The organism is Dyadobacter sp. UC 10 (genome assembly GCF_008369915.1).
Lineage (GTDB): Bacteria > Bacteroidota > Bacteroidia > Cytophagales > Spirosomataceae > Dyadobacter.
Map to the genome: position 1 here is coordinate 5282333 of NZ_VSRN01000001.1, position 17347 is coordinate 5299679.

9 protein-coding genes are annotated in these 17347 nt (G+C 49.8%); all 9 read left to right on the forward strand.

Annotated features, from left to right (window positions below; all coding sequences use genetic code 11):
- Positions 1–36: 36 nt before the first annotated feature.
- Complete coding sequence (locus FXO21_RS21910) at positions 37–3441, forward strand: TonB-dependent receptor (RefSeq protein ID WP_149642081.1); 3405 nt, start codon at positions 37–39, stop codon at positions 3439–3441.
- 17 nt (positions 3442–3458) lie between these two features.
- Positions 3459–4919: a RagB/SusD family nutrient uptake outer membrane protein gene (locus tag FXO21_RS21915; protein WP_149642082.1), complete on the forward strand. Its 1461-nt coding sequence runs from the start codon at positions 3459–3461 to the stop codon at positions 4917–4919.
- Positions 4920–4922: 3 nt separating this feature from the next.
- On the forward strand, positions 4923–6989 hold the full coding sequence (locus FXO21_RS21920; protein WP_149642083.1) for a CehA/McbA family metallohydrolase: 2067 nt from the start codon (positions 4923–4925) through the stop codon (positions 6987–6989).
- 22 nt (positions 6990–7011) lie between these two features.
- Positions 7012–8607 (forward strand): sulfatase family protein, encoded by a 1596-nt coding sequence (locus tag FXO21_RS21925; protein ID WP_149642084.1) that lies wholly within the window; start codon positions 7012–7014, stop codon positions 8605–8607.
- Positions 8604–10538 (forward strand): sulfatase family protein, encoded by a 1935-nt coding sequence (locus FXO21_RS21930; protein ID WP_149642085.1) that lies wholly within the window; start codon positions 8604–8606, stop codon positions 10536–10538. Before FXO21_RS21925 ends, FXO21_RS21930 begins: the two co-directional genes overlap by 4 nt.
- A gap of 30 nt (positions 10539–10568) precedes the next feature.
- Entirely contained in the window at positions 10569–12026 is a 1458-nt protein-coding gene (locus FXO21_RS21935) for a sulfatase family protein (RefSeq protein WP_149642086.1), read from the forward strand.
- A 159-nt stretch (positions 12027–12185) separates the two neighbouring features.
- Entirely contained in the window at positions 12186–12767 is a 582-nt protein-coding gene (locus FXO21_RS21940) for an RNA polymerase sigma factor (RefSeq protein WP_225865798.1), read from the forward strand.
- 35 nt (positions 12768–12802) lie between these two features.
- Positions 12803–13882, forward strand: coding sequence for a FecR family protein (locus tag FXO21_RS21945; RefSeq protein ID WP_149642088.1), 1080 nt, complete (start codon positions 12803–12805; stop codon positions 13880–13882).
- A 41-nt stretch (positions 13883–13923) separates the two neighbouring features.
- Positions 13924–17337: a TonB-dependent receptor gene (locus FXO21_RS21950; protein WP_149642089.1), complete on the forward strand. Its 3414-nt coding sequence runs from the start codon at positions 13924–13926 to the stop codon at positions 17335–17337.
- Positions 17338–17347: the final 10 nt, after the last annotated feature.

The following is a 17347-nucleotide window of genomic DNA, read 5'->3' on the forward strand; positions in this document are numbered from 1 at the left end:
ATTCCCAGTTCCGAGAACAAAAAACATGGTTAAATTATGAAAAACCTGCGGGATTATGTCCCAAACCTAAACCTGATTATGAGGATCACCTGTGTACAACTGACGCTGCTCCTGATCTTTACCAGCCTTTCGTTCGCCAGTACCGGCGTGGCGCAGGAGCTGCTGAACCGGCCCGTATCGATCGATGTGGAGGAGAAAGACCTGGCGGTGGTGCTGAACCGCATTGCGGAAGTCGCAAAAGTAAAGTTCTCCTATGTTCCTCAGATGGTACGCGGCGAGAAAAAAGTGTCCCTGGTTGCCAGCAAAGAAAGGCTGGAGGTAGTGCTGGACCGGCTGCTCACCCCGCTGGAAATCGATTATAAAGTGTCCGGAGATTACATTGTGCTACGCAAGGAACCCAACAAAAAGGCGTCTTCCGTTGCCCCGCAGGCTGTACCTGCTTTTCGGGCAGAGATCAATATTACCGGAAAGGTGACCGACGAGCAGGGCGAGCCGCTGCCTGGCGTGAGTGTGATCCTCAAAGGTACCCAGCGAGGTACCACCACCAATACGGAAGGTGCCTTCGATTTCGACGTGCCCGACCAGAGCGCGGTGCTGATATTCAGCTTTGTTGGCTATACCGCCCAGGAAGTGAGTGTGGGAAACCGTACCACGCTTTCGGTAAAGCTGTCAGGCGAAGATAAGGCATTGAATGAGGTGGTTGTGGTAGGTTACAGCTCCAAAAACCAAACGCAGCTTTCCAGTTCCGTCTCGGTAGTAAGTGCCGAAAAGCTTAGGGGCGTAACCAGCCCTAATCTGGGAAACCTGTTGCAGGGCAGGGCATCAGGGGTAATGGTATCTGCCTCCACGGGTCAGCCGGGCGCAACTCCGGCGGTAAGGATCAGGGGAAATGGTACCATCAGTGCCGGTGCCGATCCGCTTTATGTGGTCGACGGGGTGATCGGCGGTACAGCCAACCCGAGTGATATTGAGTCGGTTACGATATTGAAAGACGCTGCTGCGACGGGCCTTTATGGTTCGCGTGCCGCAAATGGCGTGATCGTGATCACGACGAAGAGCGGCAAATCGGGCAAAACGAGGATCAATGTGAATACCTCGCTCGGCGTGAGTACTATTTCGCGGGGTAACTTCAAAATGATGAATAGGCAGCAATATTATGATTATACGCGGCCTATTTACGTCAATGATTACAACGGGAAACGCCAGGCATTTATCAATGATCTTTCCAAAACAACCCCTAACCCGACAGAGGATCAGATCAATGCTTTTTTAAAGACAAAAGGGCTTGCTACCTCTCTGGACGCTTATCTGAACACCAACTTTCCAGCCAGCCTGCTCAACTACGATACCGATTGGAGCGACCTTGTTTACAGAAAAGGGGTTACTCAGAACTACGAAGTTTCGGCGTCGGGCGGTGATGAAAAGACGCGGTTTTATATCGGCGGGAATTACTTCAATGAGCAGGGGACGATGACTAATTCGGGGTATAAACGCTTCAATGTAAGGATGAACCTCGATCATCAGATCAACCAAAAGGTGCGGATCTCAGGCAGGCTGAACGGTCGCATGGACTACACCCAGTTTGATTATTCGGGAGAACGCGGCGGCGCGTTTACAACCTTTTACAACCTCCCCACCGACCGGCCTTACAACGACGACGGAAGCATCCGCATCGGAACCGAGCCGGACTGGTTTGGCCGCGATCGTTTCAATTTCCTCTTTCCGATGCAGTACAATTACAGTACCGCCAGGTCAAGCGGTGTGCAGGGGGATTTTGTACTGAATTATGATATCAACGACTGGCTCAGTTTTTCATCTACAAACCGCGTCGACCTGAACAATTCACGGGCGGAGATTTACGACGATCCAAGGACCTTGACAGGCGGTATCCGCAAAGGACTGTTGCGCAACAACCTGCTTTACAGCCAGACTTTATTGAATTCCAATTTGTTCAAGGCTTCCAAAAATTTCGGGGCGCATTCGATCGGCGGGTTGATCGGGGCGGAGTTTCAGGGAAATTACGGCGATTTTACCAATAGCAGCGGCGGAGGTGTTCCTTCGGGGCTGAATGTCATGGACGTTTCAGCCACGCCGGTGGCGATTGCCGGATCGAAAAACCGCAGTGCATTTAACTCGTATTTCACGCAGGCCGACTACAATTACAACAACAAATACTTCGCGACAGCCTCTTTCAGAATGGACGGTTCTTCCAAATTCGGGGAGAATAACCAGTACGGGAATTTCTGGGCTGTGGGTGGTTCGTGGATCGTGACGAACGAAAATTTTATGCCCAAATCCAATACCATCACTTTGCTGAAACTGCGCGGAAGCTATGGCACCACGGGAAATGCTAACATTACAGATTTCATTACGCGGGCGCTTTACAGTTTTTCTACCCAATATGCAGGTACTTCCGGTGCAATTCCAGCCAGGCTTGCGAACCCGGATCTTTCTTGGGAAAAGGCTTATACTACAAACGTGGGGCTGAATATCGGTTTTTTCAACCGCATCGACCTGTCCATCGACGCCTACCAGCGGAATACCAAAAACCTGCTGTTCGACGTGCCGCTTTCGTCGGCAACCGGTTTTAAAACGCAGATACAGAACATCGGCCAGATCAGAAATCAGGGGATTGATCTTGAACTGAACACTACGAATTTCAATGTCAGGGATTTCGTATGGAAAACTAATTTCAATATTGGTTTTAACCGGAATAAAGTGATGGAGCTGTACAACGGTCAGGACATTGATTTGGGTACGCAGCGTGTCATCGTGGGCCAGCCGCTGGGAACCTGGTATATGCAAAAATGGATAGGCGTGGATCCGCAAACCGGCGGGCCGCTCTGGGAAAAGCTGACTTACGATGAGAACGGGAATGTGACCGCGCGCGAAAATACGTCCAACTACAACCTGGCCACCCGTCAGATCGTCGGCAAAAGCAATCCTAATTTCACCGGTGGGTTTACAAATAGTCTGACCTACAAAGGGTTGAGTCTGGATGTTTTCTTCAATTTCGTTCAGGGCGTTCAGATCAACCATGCCTTGAGAGAAAATTTGGGTGCGGAAGGAGCATACCCTACGGTGAATAGCATTGTCTTGAGAGATGGAGAGTCGAGGTGGGAGAAGCCGGGCGACATTGCTACGCATCCTTTGGCTATTCTGGGGGGCAATTTGAATTCCAATAAAATGTCTTCACGCTATCTGGAAAATGGCAGTTTTATCCGTCTGCGCAACGTTCGGCTCGGTTATGACCTGCCTGCGGGCTGGATGCAGCGGATCAAACTGGCGAATGTGCATGTGTTCGTGAGCGGGGATAACCTGTTTACCTGGACCAAGTTTTCAGGGATGGACCCCGAGGTAGGTTTCGACAATGCTACCGCAGGCTTAGCTAAATATTTTGTCAGCAAAAAAGTCCTTTTTGGAATCAATATCGGCCTTTAAACCGGACCTGAAATCAGATGAAAAAATTACTATTATACCTTCATACCGCCGCGCTTTTCATAGTGGCCACTTCCTGTGAGCTTTCGCTGGATCCTTATAACGGTAAGGACGCGAATACCATTTTCGCAACAACCGAGGGCGTTCAAACGGCTACGCTGGGGAATTACAGTTTTTTGAAAACGCTCGATTACGCGACGTTCTACCACTTTATTACAGAGTACCCGAGTGATAATGTGACATTGAGCGGTTCTACCGGAAACAACTTTTTCTTCGCCTATAACTACCGCCATCTCGTGGAAATGACGCAAACGAGCCGGTTCTGGCGACGGGCTTACGAGGCGATTTATGGTACCAATAAGGTCATCGAAAATGTAGAGGAAGGTAAATCGCCCGAAACGGACCAGCTGCTGGGGGAAAACCTGTACCTGCGTGCGATGATCCATTTTGACCTCGTGAACACATTCGGAAGACCTTATGCCCAAAATCAGGGCAACAATCCGGGCGTGATGATCCGGAAGGACACCGAGGTGAGCGCATTGCCGCCGCGCAGCAGCGTGAAAGAGGTATACGATTTTGTAATCGCCGACCTGACCAAAGCTGAAACGCTTCTGAACTCAACCAAAAACAGCAGTTTTGCCTCAAAGGAAGTCGTACAGGCACTTTTGTCGCGCGTGTATTTGTATATGGAAAACAATGAGAAAGCCATTGAATATGCCGATAAGGTGATCAAGTCGGGCAGGTACAAACTGGTGGACACGGAGACTTACAAGAAGTTTTTCACGCTTTCCAACGAAAGTAACCCGGAAACGATTTTTGCGATCAAACACATGGTGGTCGATGATCTTGCCAAAGAGGCGATCGGCTCGATGTATGACGGAACGGCCGGGCTGGGCTGGGGTGAAATGTATGCATCCGAGAGCTACCGGAACCTTTTGAACAAGTATCCGAATGATGCCCGTCAGAGTTTTGTGAAGCCTGCTTATGTGAAAGATGCGTCCGGAAAGGACGTGATTGCGGCCAGGAATGGCATTCCCAAGTATTTTATTTTCAAATATTCGGGACAGGACGGCATACAGACTTTAAGCTCGCCGATTTACCTGCGGCTGGCCGAAATATACCTGACACGGGCGGAAGCCAATGCAAAACTGGGTAATGCAAAAGCGGCCATCGACGATGTAAACCTGATCCGCACCCGCGCAGGACTTACCGGAACTGCATTGTATTCGACGACAGACCTGAAAGGCCATACCTCGGTGCTGAATGTGGTTTTGGAAGAAAGGAGACTGGAATTGTCATTCGAATGCCTCCGCAAATTTGACGTTTTCAGAAACAACCTGCCGATGGTGCGGAACTATCCGGGTTACCATTTACTGAGCGGCGAAAACACGCAGGTAATCCAGCCGACCGACCCAAGAGTGATCTATTTTATCCCGCAACAGGAAATTGTATTGAATAAAAACCTGATACAAAACCCGTAAACAATGCATGTAACAATCTGTAAAGCGTTGATACTGTTGCTGATCTGCCATTCGGCTGTTGGTCAGAGACTTTTTTCAGATCAGAAAGTCCATCATTTACGGATCGGGGACAAACCGCAATGGGCGGAGTTTCCGGCGGCTTCTGATGGTGGTCAACTTGCGCTTACTTTCGATGCCAAGCCGGTTCCGGGTGCGCAGAGCTTGTTTGTGCGGCATTACAGCGTCGAGCTTGAATGGATTGTTACCTTAAATGATCAAAAGCTGGGCAAACTTTCGGAGGACGAGAAGGATATGATCTCGTTCTTCGAAATCCCGGCGGGACTGCTGAAAGAAGGACAAAACACATTGCAGATCGCGCCTGCCAAGAAACCGGCGGCGAACGTTTCCAATGACATTCGGATCAGTGAAATTTTTATCGAAAGCAGGCCTGTCAATGAGGTGCTTTCCGAGGCAACTCTGGAACTGGAAGTACGCGACGGTGAAAACAAACTGATTCCGTCGCGCATTACCATTGCGGATAAAAACGGCGTTTTGATGCCGCTAATGGCCAAACCGGGCCAGGAACTCGCTATTCGCCAGGGATTTGTGTACACAGGAAACGGTAAAGCGATGATCAGTTTGCCGGCCGGGACTTACCGGATTTTTGCGACACGCGGATTTGAATATGCTGTCGATTCGGCGCTGGTAACTTTGAAACCGGGGGATGTTCTTAAAAAGCAGTTCAAAATCAAAAGAGAAGTCGCGACTGACGGCTGGGTGAGCAGCGACACACACATTCATACATTCACGCATTCGCGTCACGGCGACGCGACCGATGAAGAACGGATTCTGACTATTGCCGGCGAAGGCATTGAGCTGCCCATTATCACAGACCACAACTTATACGCAGACCTCAATCCAGCCGCCAGAAAGCTGGGTTTGAATGCATTTTTCACCATCGTAAACGGTATCGAAGTCACCACGCCGATCGGCCATTTTAATATGTTCCCGATTGACCTGAATAGTCCGGTTATTGATCACAAAATCAGCAAATGGGACGAGCTGCCGGTGAACGTGATGAAGGTGGGCCATGTAAAAGGGATTATCCTGAACCACGCCAGGGACCTGCATTCGAACTTTCGGCCATTCGATCCGTCGCGGCATATTGCCTCCGCAGGGATGACGCTGACCGGCTGGAAATTCCCGGCCAATGCCATGGAAGTCATCAATTCGGGTGCGACGCAATCGGATATTATGCGGCTTTACGATGACTGGTTTGGCTTGCTCAACCGCGGATATTCCGTGACTCCGGCAGGCAGTACCGACACGCACACGGTGAGCCGGTTCCTGCTCGGACAGGCGCGGACTTACATCAAAACCGCCGATCAAGACCCGGCGAAAATCGATATTACCCACGCGATTGATCAGTTCACCAAAGGCAGGGTGATGGTCAGTTATGGATTGCTAACCGAGCTGGTTGTCAACAAAGACTACGCTTCCAGCGATACTGTGCAGGTTTCAGGAAAGGAAATATCCGTTTCCATCCGCGTTTCCGGCCCCGGCTGGACTACTGCCGACCAAGTTGCCTTGTATGCAAACGGAAAAAAGATCAGAGAGACAAAGATCGCTAACGGACAAAAGCCCGGTTTGAAATGGACGGCAACCTGGAATATTCCCGCGCCGGAACATGACGTGCATCTCGTCGCTATTGCCGAAGGTCCGGGTGAGGTTGGCCCGTTCTGGCAGATTGCCAAACCGTATCAGCCCACTTCAACAACCTGGATTAAAAAAGTAATGGGTTCGTCGGGGGCGGTTTTCGTTGACGCGGATCGGGATAAAAGCTGGTCGAGCGCGCATACTTATGCTGAAAGGCTCATTCGTGAGTCGAAAGAAGATATTGCGCTCCTCGTCAAAAAACTGGCTGCTTTTGATGAAGCGGTGGCGATTCAGGCGGCGGCAATCTGGCAGGAAAAAGGGCATTCTGTGGAAAGTCTGGTGAATGAAAATATTTTGAAATCAGCCTCAGTCAGCACAAAATCTGGGTTCCGGACTTTCGCGAAAGAGTATCAGCTTTCCTTGGCAAAACCTTAATTTCCTAAACACTTAACCTTTTATGATTCTCTTAAAAAAACACATTTGGCTGGCATTGCTGCTTTTTCCAGTTCTGGCGGCGATCCAGATCCAGAAAGGTGAGAAGCATGCTCCGGCGAAAAGGCCGAACATCCTCTTTTGCATTGCCGACGATGCGTCGTTCAGGCACATGGGCGCTTACGGACTTTCCAATGGTTGGGTCAAAACGCCGGGTTTTGACCGGGTTGCGAAGAATGGAATTTTATTTACCAATGCATTTACTCCGAATGCAAAATGTTCACCTTCAAGAGCTTGTATTCTCACAGGTCGGAATCCGTGGCAACTGGAAGCTGCCGGAAACCATGTTCCTTATTTCCCTGAAAAGTTTGCGACCTGGGTGGAAGAGCTGGGTGCAAATGGCTATAAAACAGGTTATACCGGCAAAGGCTGGGCGCCGGGCGATATGGGGAAAAAGAATGGTGTCCCGCGACTTTTGACCGGTAAAAATTACAGTGAGATCAAAATGGCCTCGCCGACAAAAGCCATTTCACCCAACAACTACGCCGCCAATCTGGAAGTGTTTTTGAAAGAAAAAACGGGTGACGAACCTTTCTGTTTCTGGTACGGCGGCCACGAGCCGCACCGGGTTTACGAGTACGGCACCGGCGCTGCATTGGGCAAAAAGAAGATCACCGACATCGACCGGGTACCCGCCTACTGGCCGGATAATGAGACCGTCCGCAACGATATGCTCGACTATGCGTACGAGGTCGAATATTTTGACCAGCATCTTCAAAAAATGCTGAACATACTGGAAGAAAAAGGAGAGCTCGACAATACGATCGTTATCGTCACTTCCGATAATGGAATGCCGTTTCCACGCACCAAAGGCCATGTTTATGAGTACGACAACCATTTGCCGCTCGCGATTATGTGGAAAAGCGGACTTAAAAATCCCGGCAGAAAAGTCGACGACCTGGTGAGTTTTATTGATCTCGCGCCTACCTTCCTGGAAGCATCGGGCATTACTTCAAAAAGCAGCATGCAGGTTCAGGGGAAATCGTTAATGTCCCTGATCACTTCGCCTAAAAGTGGCCGGATCGATCCGAAACGCAATTTTGTATTACTTGGAAAGGAACGTACCGACGTGGGCAGGCCGCGCGATGAGGGTTATCCGGTGCGTGGGATCGTGAAGGATAACATGATTTTATCGATTAACTACGAGCCCGATCGCTGGCCGGCGGGAAATCCGGAAACAGGGTATCTGGATACGGACGGAAGCCCGACAAAAACGGAGATTATCAATGAAAAACGGGAGGGTAAAAGCTCGAAATTGTGGGATTTGTCTTTCGGGAAAAAAGGGGCAGAAGAGCTGTATGACATTGCAAAAGATCCCGATGCAATGAAAAACCTGGCAAATGATCCGAAGTATGCGCAGGTAAAAGCTGCGCTTAAAAAGCAAATGGAGCAGGAGTTGAAAATTCAGAAAGATCCGCGCATGTTTGGCAACGGCGCTGTTTTTGACCAATATCCCTATGCAGAACCCGCTACCCGGAATTTTTACGAACGATTTATGAAAGGTGAAAAAATGAAGGCCGGCTGGGTGAATGAGTCGGATTTTGAAAAAGCTGTAAAATGAGAATAGTGACTGTAAAACGGATCGTAGTATTGTGCTGGCTGGTAGTCCTGGCCGTTAACTCTTTTGCCCAAAAAAGACCTAACATTCTCTGGATCACCATTGAAGATACATCGCCGAAGTTCATCGGCTGCTACGGAAATAAGGACGCGCGAACGCCCGCGATCGATCGGCTGGCGAAGGATGGAGTGCGGTTTACCAATGCATTTTCAACCGGGACAGTCTGCTCGCCGAGCCGCACTGCGCTCATTACGGGCGTAAAAACCTACGAAACCGGCACCGGGAACCACCGCAGCAATTACACGCTTCCGGCCAATTTGCATGGATTTCCATATTATATGCAGCTGGCCGGCTACCATACTTCCAATAATGCCAAAACGGATTATAACGTCTTCAAAGAGAAGCAGTTTATCGCCGATGCGTGGAACGAAAGTTCGGCTAAGGCTGGCTGGTGGAACCGTCAGCCCGGACAGCCTTTCTTTTCGGTTTTTAATTACAACGATTCGCACCAGTCGCGGACGATGACGGATGCATACGATAAATATGTTAAGAACGTGCTGGATCAATTGCCTGAGAACGAACGTATTGCTGAAAATGCATTTGAAATGCCGCCGATTTACCGCGACAGTCCTGAAATGCGGAAACAGTTTGCGCGGGTTTACAATTCGCTTAAACTGACGGATAACAAAATCGCCAGACTGCTCAAGAGGCTCGACGACGATCACCTCCGCGACAGTACCATTATCTTTTTCTTTGGCGACCACGGCGAGGGAATCCCGCGCGGTAAAACGAACGGGATCGACCTGGGTTACCGCGTGCCTTTTGTGATCTGGTTCCCGCCGATGTACAAGCACCTTTCACCCTGGGGGGCGAGTGGTATGGTTGCGGATGAACTGATTGATTTCGAAGACCTTGCGCCGACATTGATCAGTCTGGCCGGTGGTAAAGTCCCGGATTACATGAAAGGCCGGAAGCTGGTCGGCCCGGAACGTTCAGCCGAAACGGACCATTTGATACTGTCCTCCGACCGCTCGGACAACGGTATTGATATGATTCGCAGCGTCACCGACGGCCGGTATATGTATTCCCGCAATTTCTTGCCATTCATGCCTGAGGTACGCTATATCCGGTATATGGAGATTTCGGAAATGAAGCAGCAAATGCGCAAGGATCTGGCTGACAATAAATTAGATAAGTTGCAAAGCAGTCTGTTCGCCGAACGTCCTGCTGAATTTTTATTCGATGTTCAAAACGATCCGTGGGAGACCAAAAATCTGATTAACGGTCCTGAATTGAAATCAGTAGCCGAAAAAATGAGGCGGCAGCTGAGTAATGCACTTTTAAAATCGCGTGATGTGATGTTTCTGCCGGAATACGAGATCGGGATGATTTCGCAAACCGGTAATGCCTATGATTACAGGTTGTCGGATCAAAATTATCCGGTCAAAGAAATATTTGCATCGGCTGAATTGTCGGGCAAACGCGGGAAGGATATTGCTTCGCGGCAGATCAAACTTTTGAAAAATACCAACAAAATCGTGCGCTACTGGGCTGCATTGGGCCTTCGTTCGCAGTCAGCAGATGTTTTGAAATCATTTGAAAAGGAACTCGTGGCAGCCATGGAAGACAATTACCAGCCGGTTTCGATCACGGCTTCCGCCATCGTTTATGACGTTTTTAAAAATGAAAAAGCAGCGGTGAATCTGAACAAATCGGTGGATTCGGACAATGCAGAACTGGCATTGATGAGCATTAACTACCTGCTTTACATCTCTGACAAAAAGCCATTTATCGAAACGATCAGATCGGTGCAGAAAGTAGAAAACCGCTTTGCTGATGAATCCAGAAGCCGGAATTATAAGGTGAAAGCAGCGTGCATGGATTTTCTGGGAAGTCTCGGACTGGTACCCAACAACCCCGATTACGCGGAGTAAATAATTTACTACATTGATTATCTGACGATTATGAAAAAGAACTTTATACTGCTGGTTACCCTGATCTCTGTATTTGCTTCAAATGTTTTTGGGCAAAATAGGGCTGGTGCGCAAAAACGTCCGAACATTCTCTGGATCGTCGCCAACGATATCAGTCCCGACCTCGGATGTTATGGAAATAAGCTGGTACACACGCCAAACCTGGACAGGCTGGCTGGCGAAGGGGCGCTATACAAAAATCTGATCACGGTAGGGGCGGTTTGTTCGCCGAGCCGCTCGTCGTTTATCACCGGCATGTATTCGGTGAGTATCAACTGTCAGAACCAGTTTCCAAAGAACAAGACCAACCTGCCGGCGGGCATTGTACCGGTGACGGATTATTTCAAAAAGGCGGGGTATTACGTGGCCAATACCGGCGGGACAAAAATGACCGGTCCCTATTACACCGGCTACAATTTTGTCCACGACGGAAAAGACATGTACGACGGGTTCGACTGGCGGGGCAGGGGCAAAGACCAACCTTTTTTCGCGCAGGTGCACCTGACTTACAGCCACCGTCCATTCAAAAATGACGCATCGCGGCCGATTGATCCGGACAAAGTGATAGTACCGCCATATTACCCAAATCACCCGGTTTCGCGGAAAGACTGGGCTTTGTACCTCGAAACGATCCAGCTGCTCGATCAGCAGGTAGGGGAGATTTTGGACCGGCTTAAACAAGACGGTCTGGCCGAAAATACGGTTGTGTTTTTCTTCGGTGATCATGGTCAGCCGCATGTGCGGGGCAAACAGTTTTTGTACGACGGGGGCATTAATACGCCACTCATCATCCGTTGGCCGGGAAGTATCAAGCCAGGTACCAAAAGCGACCGGCTGATCAGTAACATCGATCTTTCGGCGACTTCGATGCAGATCGCGGGGATAAAAACCCCTGCCTATTTGCAGGGAATCGACTTTCTTGACAAAAACGCCAGGCCTCGTGCCTATGCATTTGCAGCACGCGACCGGTGCGACGAAACGCTCGACCGGATCAGGGCAGTGCGGACGAAGGATTTCAAATACATCCGCAATTTTTTCCCCGACCGGCCTTACACCCAATTTAATGCATACAAAAAGTACGATTATCCGGTGCTGACTTTAATGCAGGTGATGAACAAAAAAGGCGGGCTCAATGCCGATCAGGCGAAATTTATGGCTGCAACCCGCCCGGCGGAAGAGTTGTACGATCTGAAAAAAGATCCTTTTGAAATGCATAACCTGGCAAACGACAAAGCCTACCAGACCAAGCTGAAAGAACTGCGCAGCCAAATGGACAACTGGCTGGCAACCGCCGATAAAGGTACTTATCCCGAAGACCCTGAGGAAGTTAGCTATGCGCAGGAGTTGATGAAAACGAAGTTCAAAGCGGAAATGGAAAAAAAAGGCCTCGATCCCGCGATTTCTGATGAAGATTATCTGGACTATTGGCAGCGTAAACTAATTAAATAAATATCTACCCGTTCCTCCCGTCAAATTGGCCCCATTGAAAATATTTATTCCAAATGAAGGATTAAAAAAAGAATAATTGTGAATTAGTAAATAAGGGCCAGGTGGAAGGTAATGCTTTACAACCGGCTGGCCTTTGGGGCCAAAATCTAAAAAAGCATCGTGACACCAGTGCAATCCGATTCACAACTTTGGAACAGGTTTCGTCAGGGCGACCGCGACGCTTTCCGGCAGATTTACCAGCTCTTCGCCGGTGATCTGCTGAATTACGGATACAAAGTCTGCGGGGATATTCAGCTCATCGAAGACAGTGTACACGACCTTTTTGTAGAGATCTGGCAGCGGAGGGACCATTTATCGGAAACAGACTCGATCCGTTTCTACTTATTCCGTGCCTTGCGCAACAAGATCAGTACCAGCCAGCGCAAAAACTCCCATTACGACTCTTTCGAAACGCTTGAAAGCAGTGCGGATGAATTCCTGATCGAGCAGCATCTGATTGATGAAGAGCAGCGCGACGGCCTGCTCCGGCAGCTGCGTACCAGTTATGGATTTCTAAGCCAGCGACAGCAGCAGGCACTGCATATGCGCTTTTTCCTGCATTTGAGCAACGAGGAAATTGCCGAATTAATGGGTATCAATTACCAATCCGCCTGCAAATTCATTTATTCCGGGCTCAAAGCACTCAGGGAAACGGTCAGGATCATTTCGCTGCTGCTGCCGTGCCTCTGCTATCATTTTTGAGTCTCCCACATGCCACAATTCAGAACCACCGGGCCATGACAAATTACCATCAATATAATGCCGTTGACTTTGCTGCCGACGATTTTTTCAAAAACTGGGTGTGCAAATCCGATCCGGATTCAAATGCATTCTGGGAAGCATTCCTGAAAGATTACCCCGAGAAATACTACGAACTGGAAGAGGCAAGGCTGCTCGTGTTGAACCTCGGAAAAGTAGAGCCGGATGTGGCTACCAGCGAGCGAATAGACCGGCTGTGGTCGCGAATCGAAGCCTCGGGGCCGGATATTGTGCCGATGCGCAACGGCAGATTGCTCCCTTTCCGGGTCATAGGTATGGCAGCGGCTTCGGTCGCTCTTGTGCTGGCTGCCTATTTATTTCTGGTCGCAAAAACAGATAAAAAAGGCGCAGATCCCCGCACTCATTTTGCAGCAGGCAGCAACTGGAAGGAAGTAAGCAATACCGCTGCAAAGCCGCTGCTTGTCGGCCTGCCCGATAAAAGCCAGGTTATCCTCGAAAAAAACAGCAGTGTGCGCTATCCCGCGCAGTTTGATCACAAAAAACGGGAGGTAATGCTGATTGGAGAGGCTTTTTTCGATGTGAGCAAAGACCCGGAAAAGCCGTTTCTGGTGTATGCTAATGGTCTTGTTACCAAAGTTCTGGGAACCAGTTTCACGATCCGGTCGGTGGAAAATGAGCCGGACGTGACGGTCTCCGTAAAAACCGGTCTTGTTTCCGTTTATTCTGAGCAGCGCAACAAAGCGTCTGATCCTGAGGCAGAAGGAATCGTACTGACTCCCAATCAGAAAGCCGTTTTTCAGAAAGAAAAAGCATTGCTGAGCAGAACATTGGTAGAAAAACCGGCCGTAGTGGTTCCGGAAGCGACTTTACCTTCCTTCGTTTTCGAAAATGCACCAGCAGCAGAGGTATTCGAGACCCTCGAAAAAGTGTATGGCATCGATGTCATTTTTGATGAGCAGATCATGGAAAACTGCACGCTAACCATGGACCTGAGCAAGGCCGACCTGTTTGAAAAGCTGGTGGTGATCTGCAAAGTGCTCGATACTGAATATAAGCTGATCGACGCGCAGGTCATCATTTACGGCAAAAGCTGCTGACACCCGACTGTTCCTAACCCTAATTTTTAGATGTAATATTTATGAAAAAACGACTATTCCTAACCCGTTTCTTTTTTCGTTTTATGCAAATATCCGCGTTCCAGCTCGTGCTGGCCGCGGTACTGGCTGGCGGCTCCATGGCCGGTCCGGTGCTGGCACAGGAGCTGCTCAACCGAAGAGTAAATCTGAAAGCCGAAAAATGGGAAGTCCGCAAAGTACTGCGCTCGATCGAACAGCAGACGTCGATCCGTTTTGCTTACCGGCCCAAATCCATCCCAGCAGAACAAAAAATATCTCTTTCGGTAAGCAATATGCCGCTCTCAGAAGTGCTCGAAAAGGTTACCAAACCGCTGGGACTGAAATATGAGGTGGTTGGGGAGCAGATTGTTTTAAGCCCCGAACAAAATGCCCCGGCTCAGAATACCGGCCTGGTACCCGCTCCGCAAGTTGCTCCTAACCTGGAAAGGACCGTTACCGGGAAGGTTTCCGACGACCAGGGAATGGGGCTTCCCGGCGTGAGCGTTGTTTTGAAAGGTACCCAGAACGGCACCATTACCGACGGCGAGGGGAAGTATTCGCTGACATTTGCGCAGGATGACGGGGTATTGATTTTTTCATTCGTGGGCTATGTGCCGCAGGAAGTGACGCTAGGGGGCCAGTCTGCTATGGACGTTACGCTGATGTCGGACACCAAAACCCTCGAAGAATTGGTGGTGGTCGGTTATGGTTCTCAAAAGAAGGCGGACCTGACTGGGTCGGTCGTATCGGTGGGTGAAAAGGATTTTACCCAGGGTGTGAATAATTCTGCTTTGCAACTGGTGAATGGAAAAGCTTCGGGCGTGCAGATCAGTCAGTCGAGTTCGGCGCCGGGCGGTGGGATCAGCATCCGGATCCGCGGGGCAGGTTCTATCAACAGCAGCAACGAGGCGCTGATCGTAGTCGACGGCCTGCCGGGCGCGTCTGCTACTTCCATCAGCCCCGATGATATCGAGTCTATACAGATTTTGAAAGATGCTTCTGCTGCGGCGATCTATGGTTCGCGGGCGGCAAACGGCGTGGTGCTGATCACAACCAAAAAAGGCAAAAAAGGCGCAACCCGGGTGAATTACAATGGATATGTCGGCATCCAAACTGTCGCTAAGAAAATGGAAATGCTCGATGGGCAGCAATATATGCAGGTATTGAACGAGCTTTCGGCAGACCAGGGCGGCCAGCCCCGCTTCACTGAGGAACAAATGCGCACCATAGGAACCGGTACCGACTGGCAGGATCAGATTTTCCGCAAAGCCGTGGCGCACAACCATCAGCTTTCTTTCTCGGGCGGATCTGATAAGTCAACTTTTTATCTGGGTGTCAATTACCTGAGCCAGGAGGGCGTTGTGAAACGGTCGGGTTTGAAAAAATACAATATACGCCTCAATTATGAGCTCAATCCAAGTGAGAAGTTTAAAATAAATCTGAACCTTAATACCAACCGGAGTATCAACAACAGCATTCTCACGACCAATTCCGGGAATGAAAATGCCGGGCCGATGAACACGGCTTTGCAGTTTGACCCGACGATCGCGCCGGGGCTGAACGCGCTGGGACGGTATCCGTTCAATTCGCTCATTTCCCTCGAAAATCCGCTCGCGCTCATCAATGGCGTTGATCAATCCAATGTCAGCAACCGCACTTTTGGTACGCTGTCCTCTGAATATACCATTCTGAAAGGCTGGACTGCGACGCTGCGGCTGGGCGGCGATATTGAAAACCAGCGGAGCGACAGTTACGTGAGTACCGCAACCCAGCGGGGACTTGCTTCCGGCGGAAACGGCAATGTCATTTCGGTAGAAGACAATCACTGGATTTCGGAGCTTTTTACCACTTATAACCGGACTTTCAATAAACACCAGATCTCTGTCCTGGGCGGGGCTACGCTGGAAAAATATGAAACCAGGCTGGTAGGCGCTTCTTCGATGGGTTTTTTGTCTGATGTGAGCCTGACCAACCTGTTGCAAAGCGGCGATGGCGACCGGGGCGATAATGTCAGCAGCGGGCGTTCCACCAACAAACTCAACTCCTATCTGGGAAGACTGAACTATACATTCAATGAGAAATACCTGCTCACCGCCTCGATGCGGGCGGATGGTACCTCGCGTTTTTCCGACAAAAACAAATTCGCATTCTTTCCATCCTTTGCGCTGGGCTGGCGGTTGTCGGAAGAGACGTTTATCAAACAAACCAATTTTTTTAATGACCTGAAGCTACGGCTGAGTTATGGTAAAAGCGGTAACCAGGCGATCGGTAACTTCGAAACGCTGCAAACTTTCATTGCGGGCGGTCGGGCAATTCTGGGCGGCGGATTGGTGCAGGGCGTCGAGCCGGCGCGTATCCCAAACCCGGATCTGAGATGGGAAACGACCGAAGAACTGGATTTAGGTATTGATTTCAGCGTTTTTCAGGGCAGATTGAGCGGTTCTCTCGAATACTTTATCAAAAATACCAGCGACCAGCTATTTAATAAACCGCTTCCTACCACTTCCGGTTTTGAAAGTATCCGCGTCAACTTCGGAACGGTTCGCAACCGGGGGATCGATCTGATGCTGGAATCGCGGAATTTTGTCAATAACTTCAAATGGAACACCACTTTTACATTCTCTGCGCTTCAAAATAAAGTGGTGGAACTGCCCGATTTCATTCCGCAGGTGATCACCGGAAACGTCGGATTTACGAGTAACTACGCCATTGTGCGGACGGGCGAGGCAATGCGTTCGTTTTACGGATACGAGGTGGAGCGGCTGTTTCAAACTACCGATGATATTGCTTCTTCGGCCCAGCCTGGTGCAAAACCCGGGCATCCGAAATTTGTCGATCAGAACAATGACGGGAAGATCGACCCGAACGATCGCGTGATCCTGGGCAGTCCTTTCCCGAAATTTATTTTTGGTTTGAATAACACATTTGCTTATAAAGGATTTAATCTGAATGTGCTGATTACCGCGGTTGAAGGCATTAAAACACTCGATGGAAATATTGTTGAATCGCTTTATCCGATCAATTTCGAGCGGAACCGGCTGGCGGCGCATTACCTCGACCGCTGGACACCTTCCAACCCGGACGCAAAGTATCCTTCGGGCGTGAATCCCAGCACTTACGGGGGCGCCCTTGCTGTGAATTCCATGACCGTCACCGACGCTTCGTTTGCCCGGCTGAAAACGGTTACGCTCGGTTATGACATTCCGTTGTCGGGGAAAAAAATCAAATCTGCCTCGGTATTTGTGGCGGCCGACAATCTGCTGACGATCACCAAATTCCAGGGTTTCGACCCGGATGCCAATGCAGCCGGCACTGCCAACACGCTTACGACGAACTCCGCTACTGCGGGCGTTTCGGGCGCCCCTGTCGAACGCGCCAGCTACAATAGTTATCCGCTGAACCGTACATTCCGGGTTGGTTTAAACATCGGTTTTTAAATTAGAACGA

What these genes read in the sequence shown, in the direction of transcription:
- FXO21_RS21945 (WP_149642088.1), top strand. Translation starts at nt 12,803, where the DNA reads ATGACAAATTACCATCAATATAATGCCGTTGACTTTGCTGCCGACGAT.
- FXO21_RS21930 (WP_149642085.1), top strand. Translation starts at nt 8,604, where the DNA reads ATGAGAATAGTGACTGTAAAACGGATCGTAGTATTGTGCTGGCTGGTA.
- FXO21_RS21920 (WP_149642083.1), top strand. Translation starts at nt 4,923, where the DNA reads ATGCATGTAACAATCTGTAAAGCGTTGATACTGTTGCTGATCTGCCAT.
- FXO21_RS21925 (WP_149642084.1), top strand. Translation starts at nt 7,012, where the DNA reads ATGATTCTCTTAAAAAAACACATTTGGCTGGCATTGCTGCTTTTTCCA.
- FXO21_RS21950 (WP_149642089.1), top strand. Translation starts at nt 13,924, where the DNA reads ATGAAAAAACGACTATTCCTAACCCGTTTCTTTTTTCGTTTTATGCAA.
- FXO21_RS21935 (WP_149642086.1), top strand. Translation starts at nt 10,569, where the DNA reads ATGAAAAAGAACTTTATACTGCTGGTTACCCTGATCTCTGTATTTGCT.
- FXO21_RS21910 (WP_149642081.1), top strand. Translation starts at nt 37, where the DNA reads ATGAAAAACCTGCGGGATTATGTCCCAAACCTAAACCTGATTATGAGG.
- FXO21_RS21915 (WP_149642082.1), top strand. Translation starts at nt 3,459, where the DNA reads ATGAAAAAATTACTATTATACCTTCATACCGCCGCGCTTTTCATAGTG.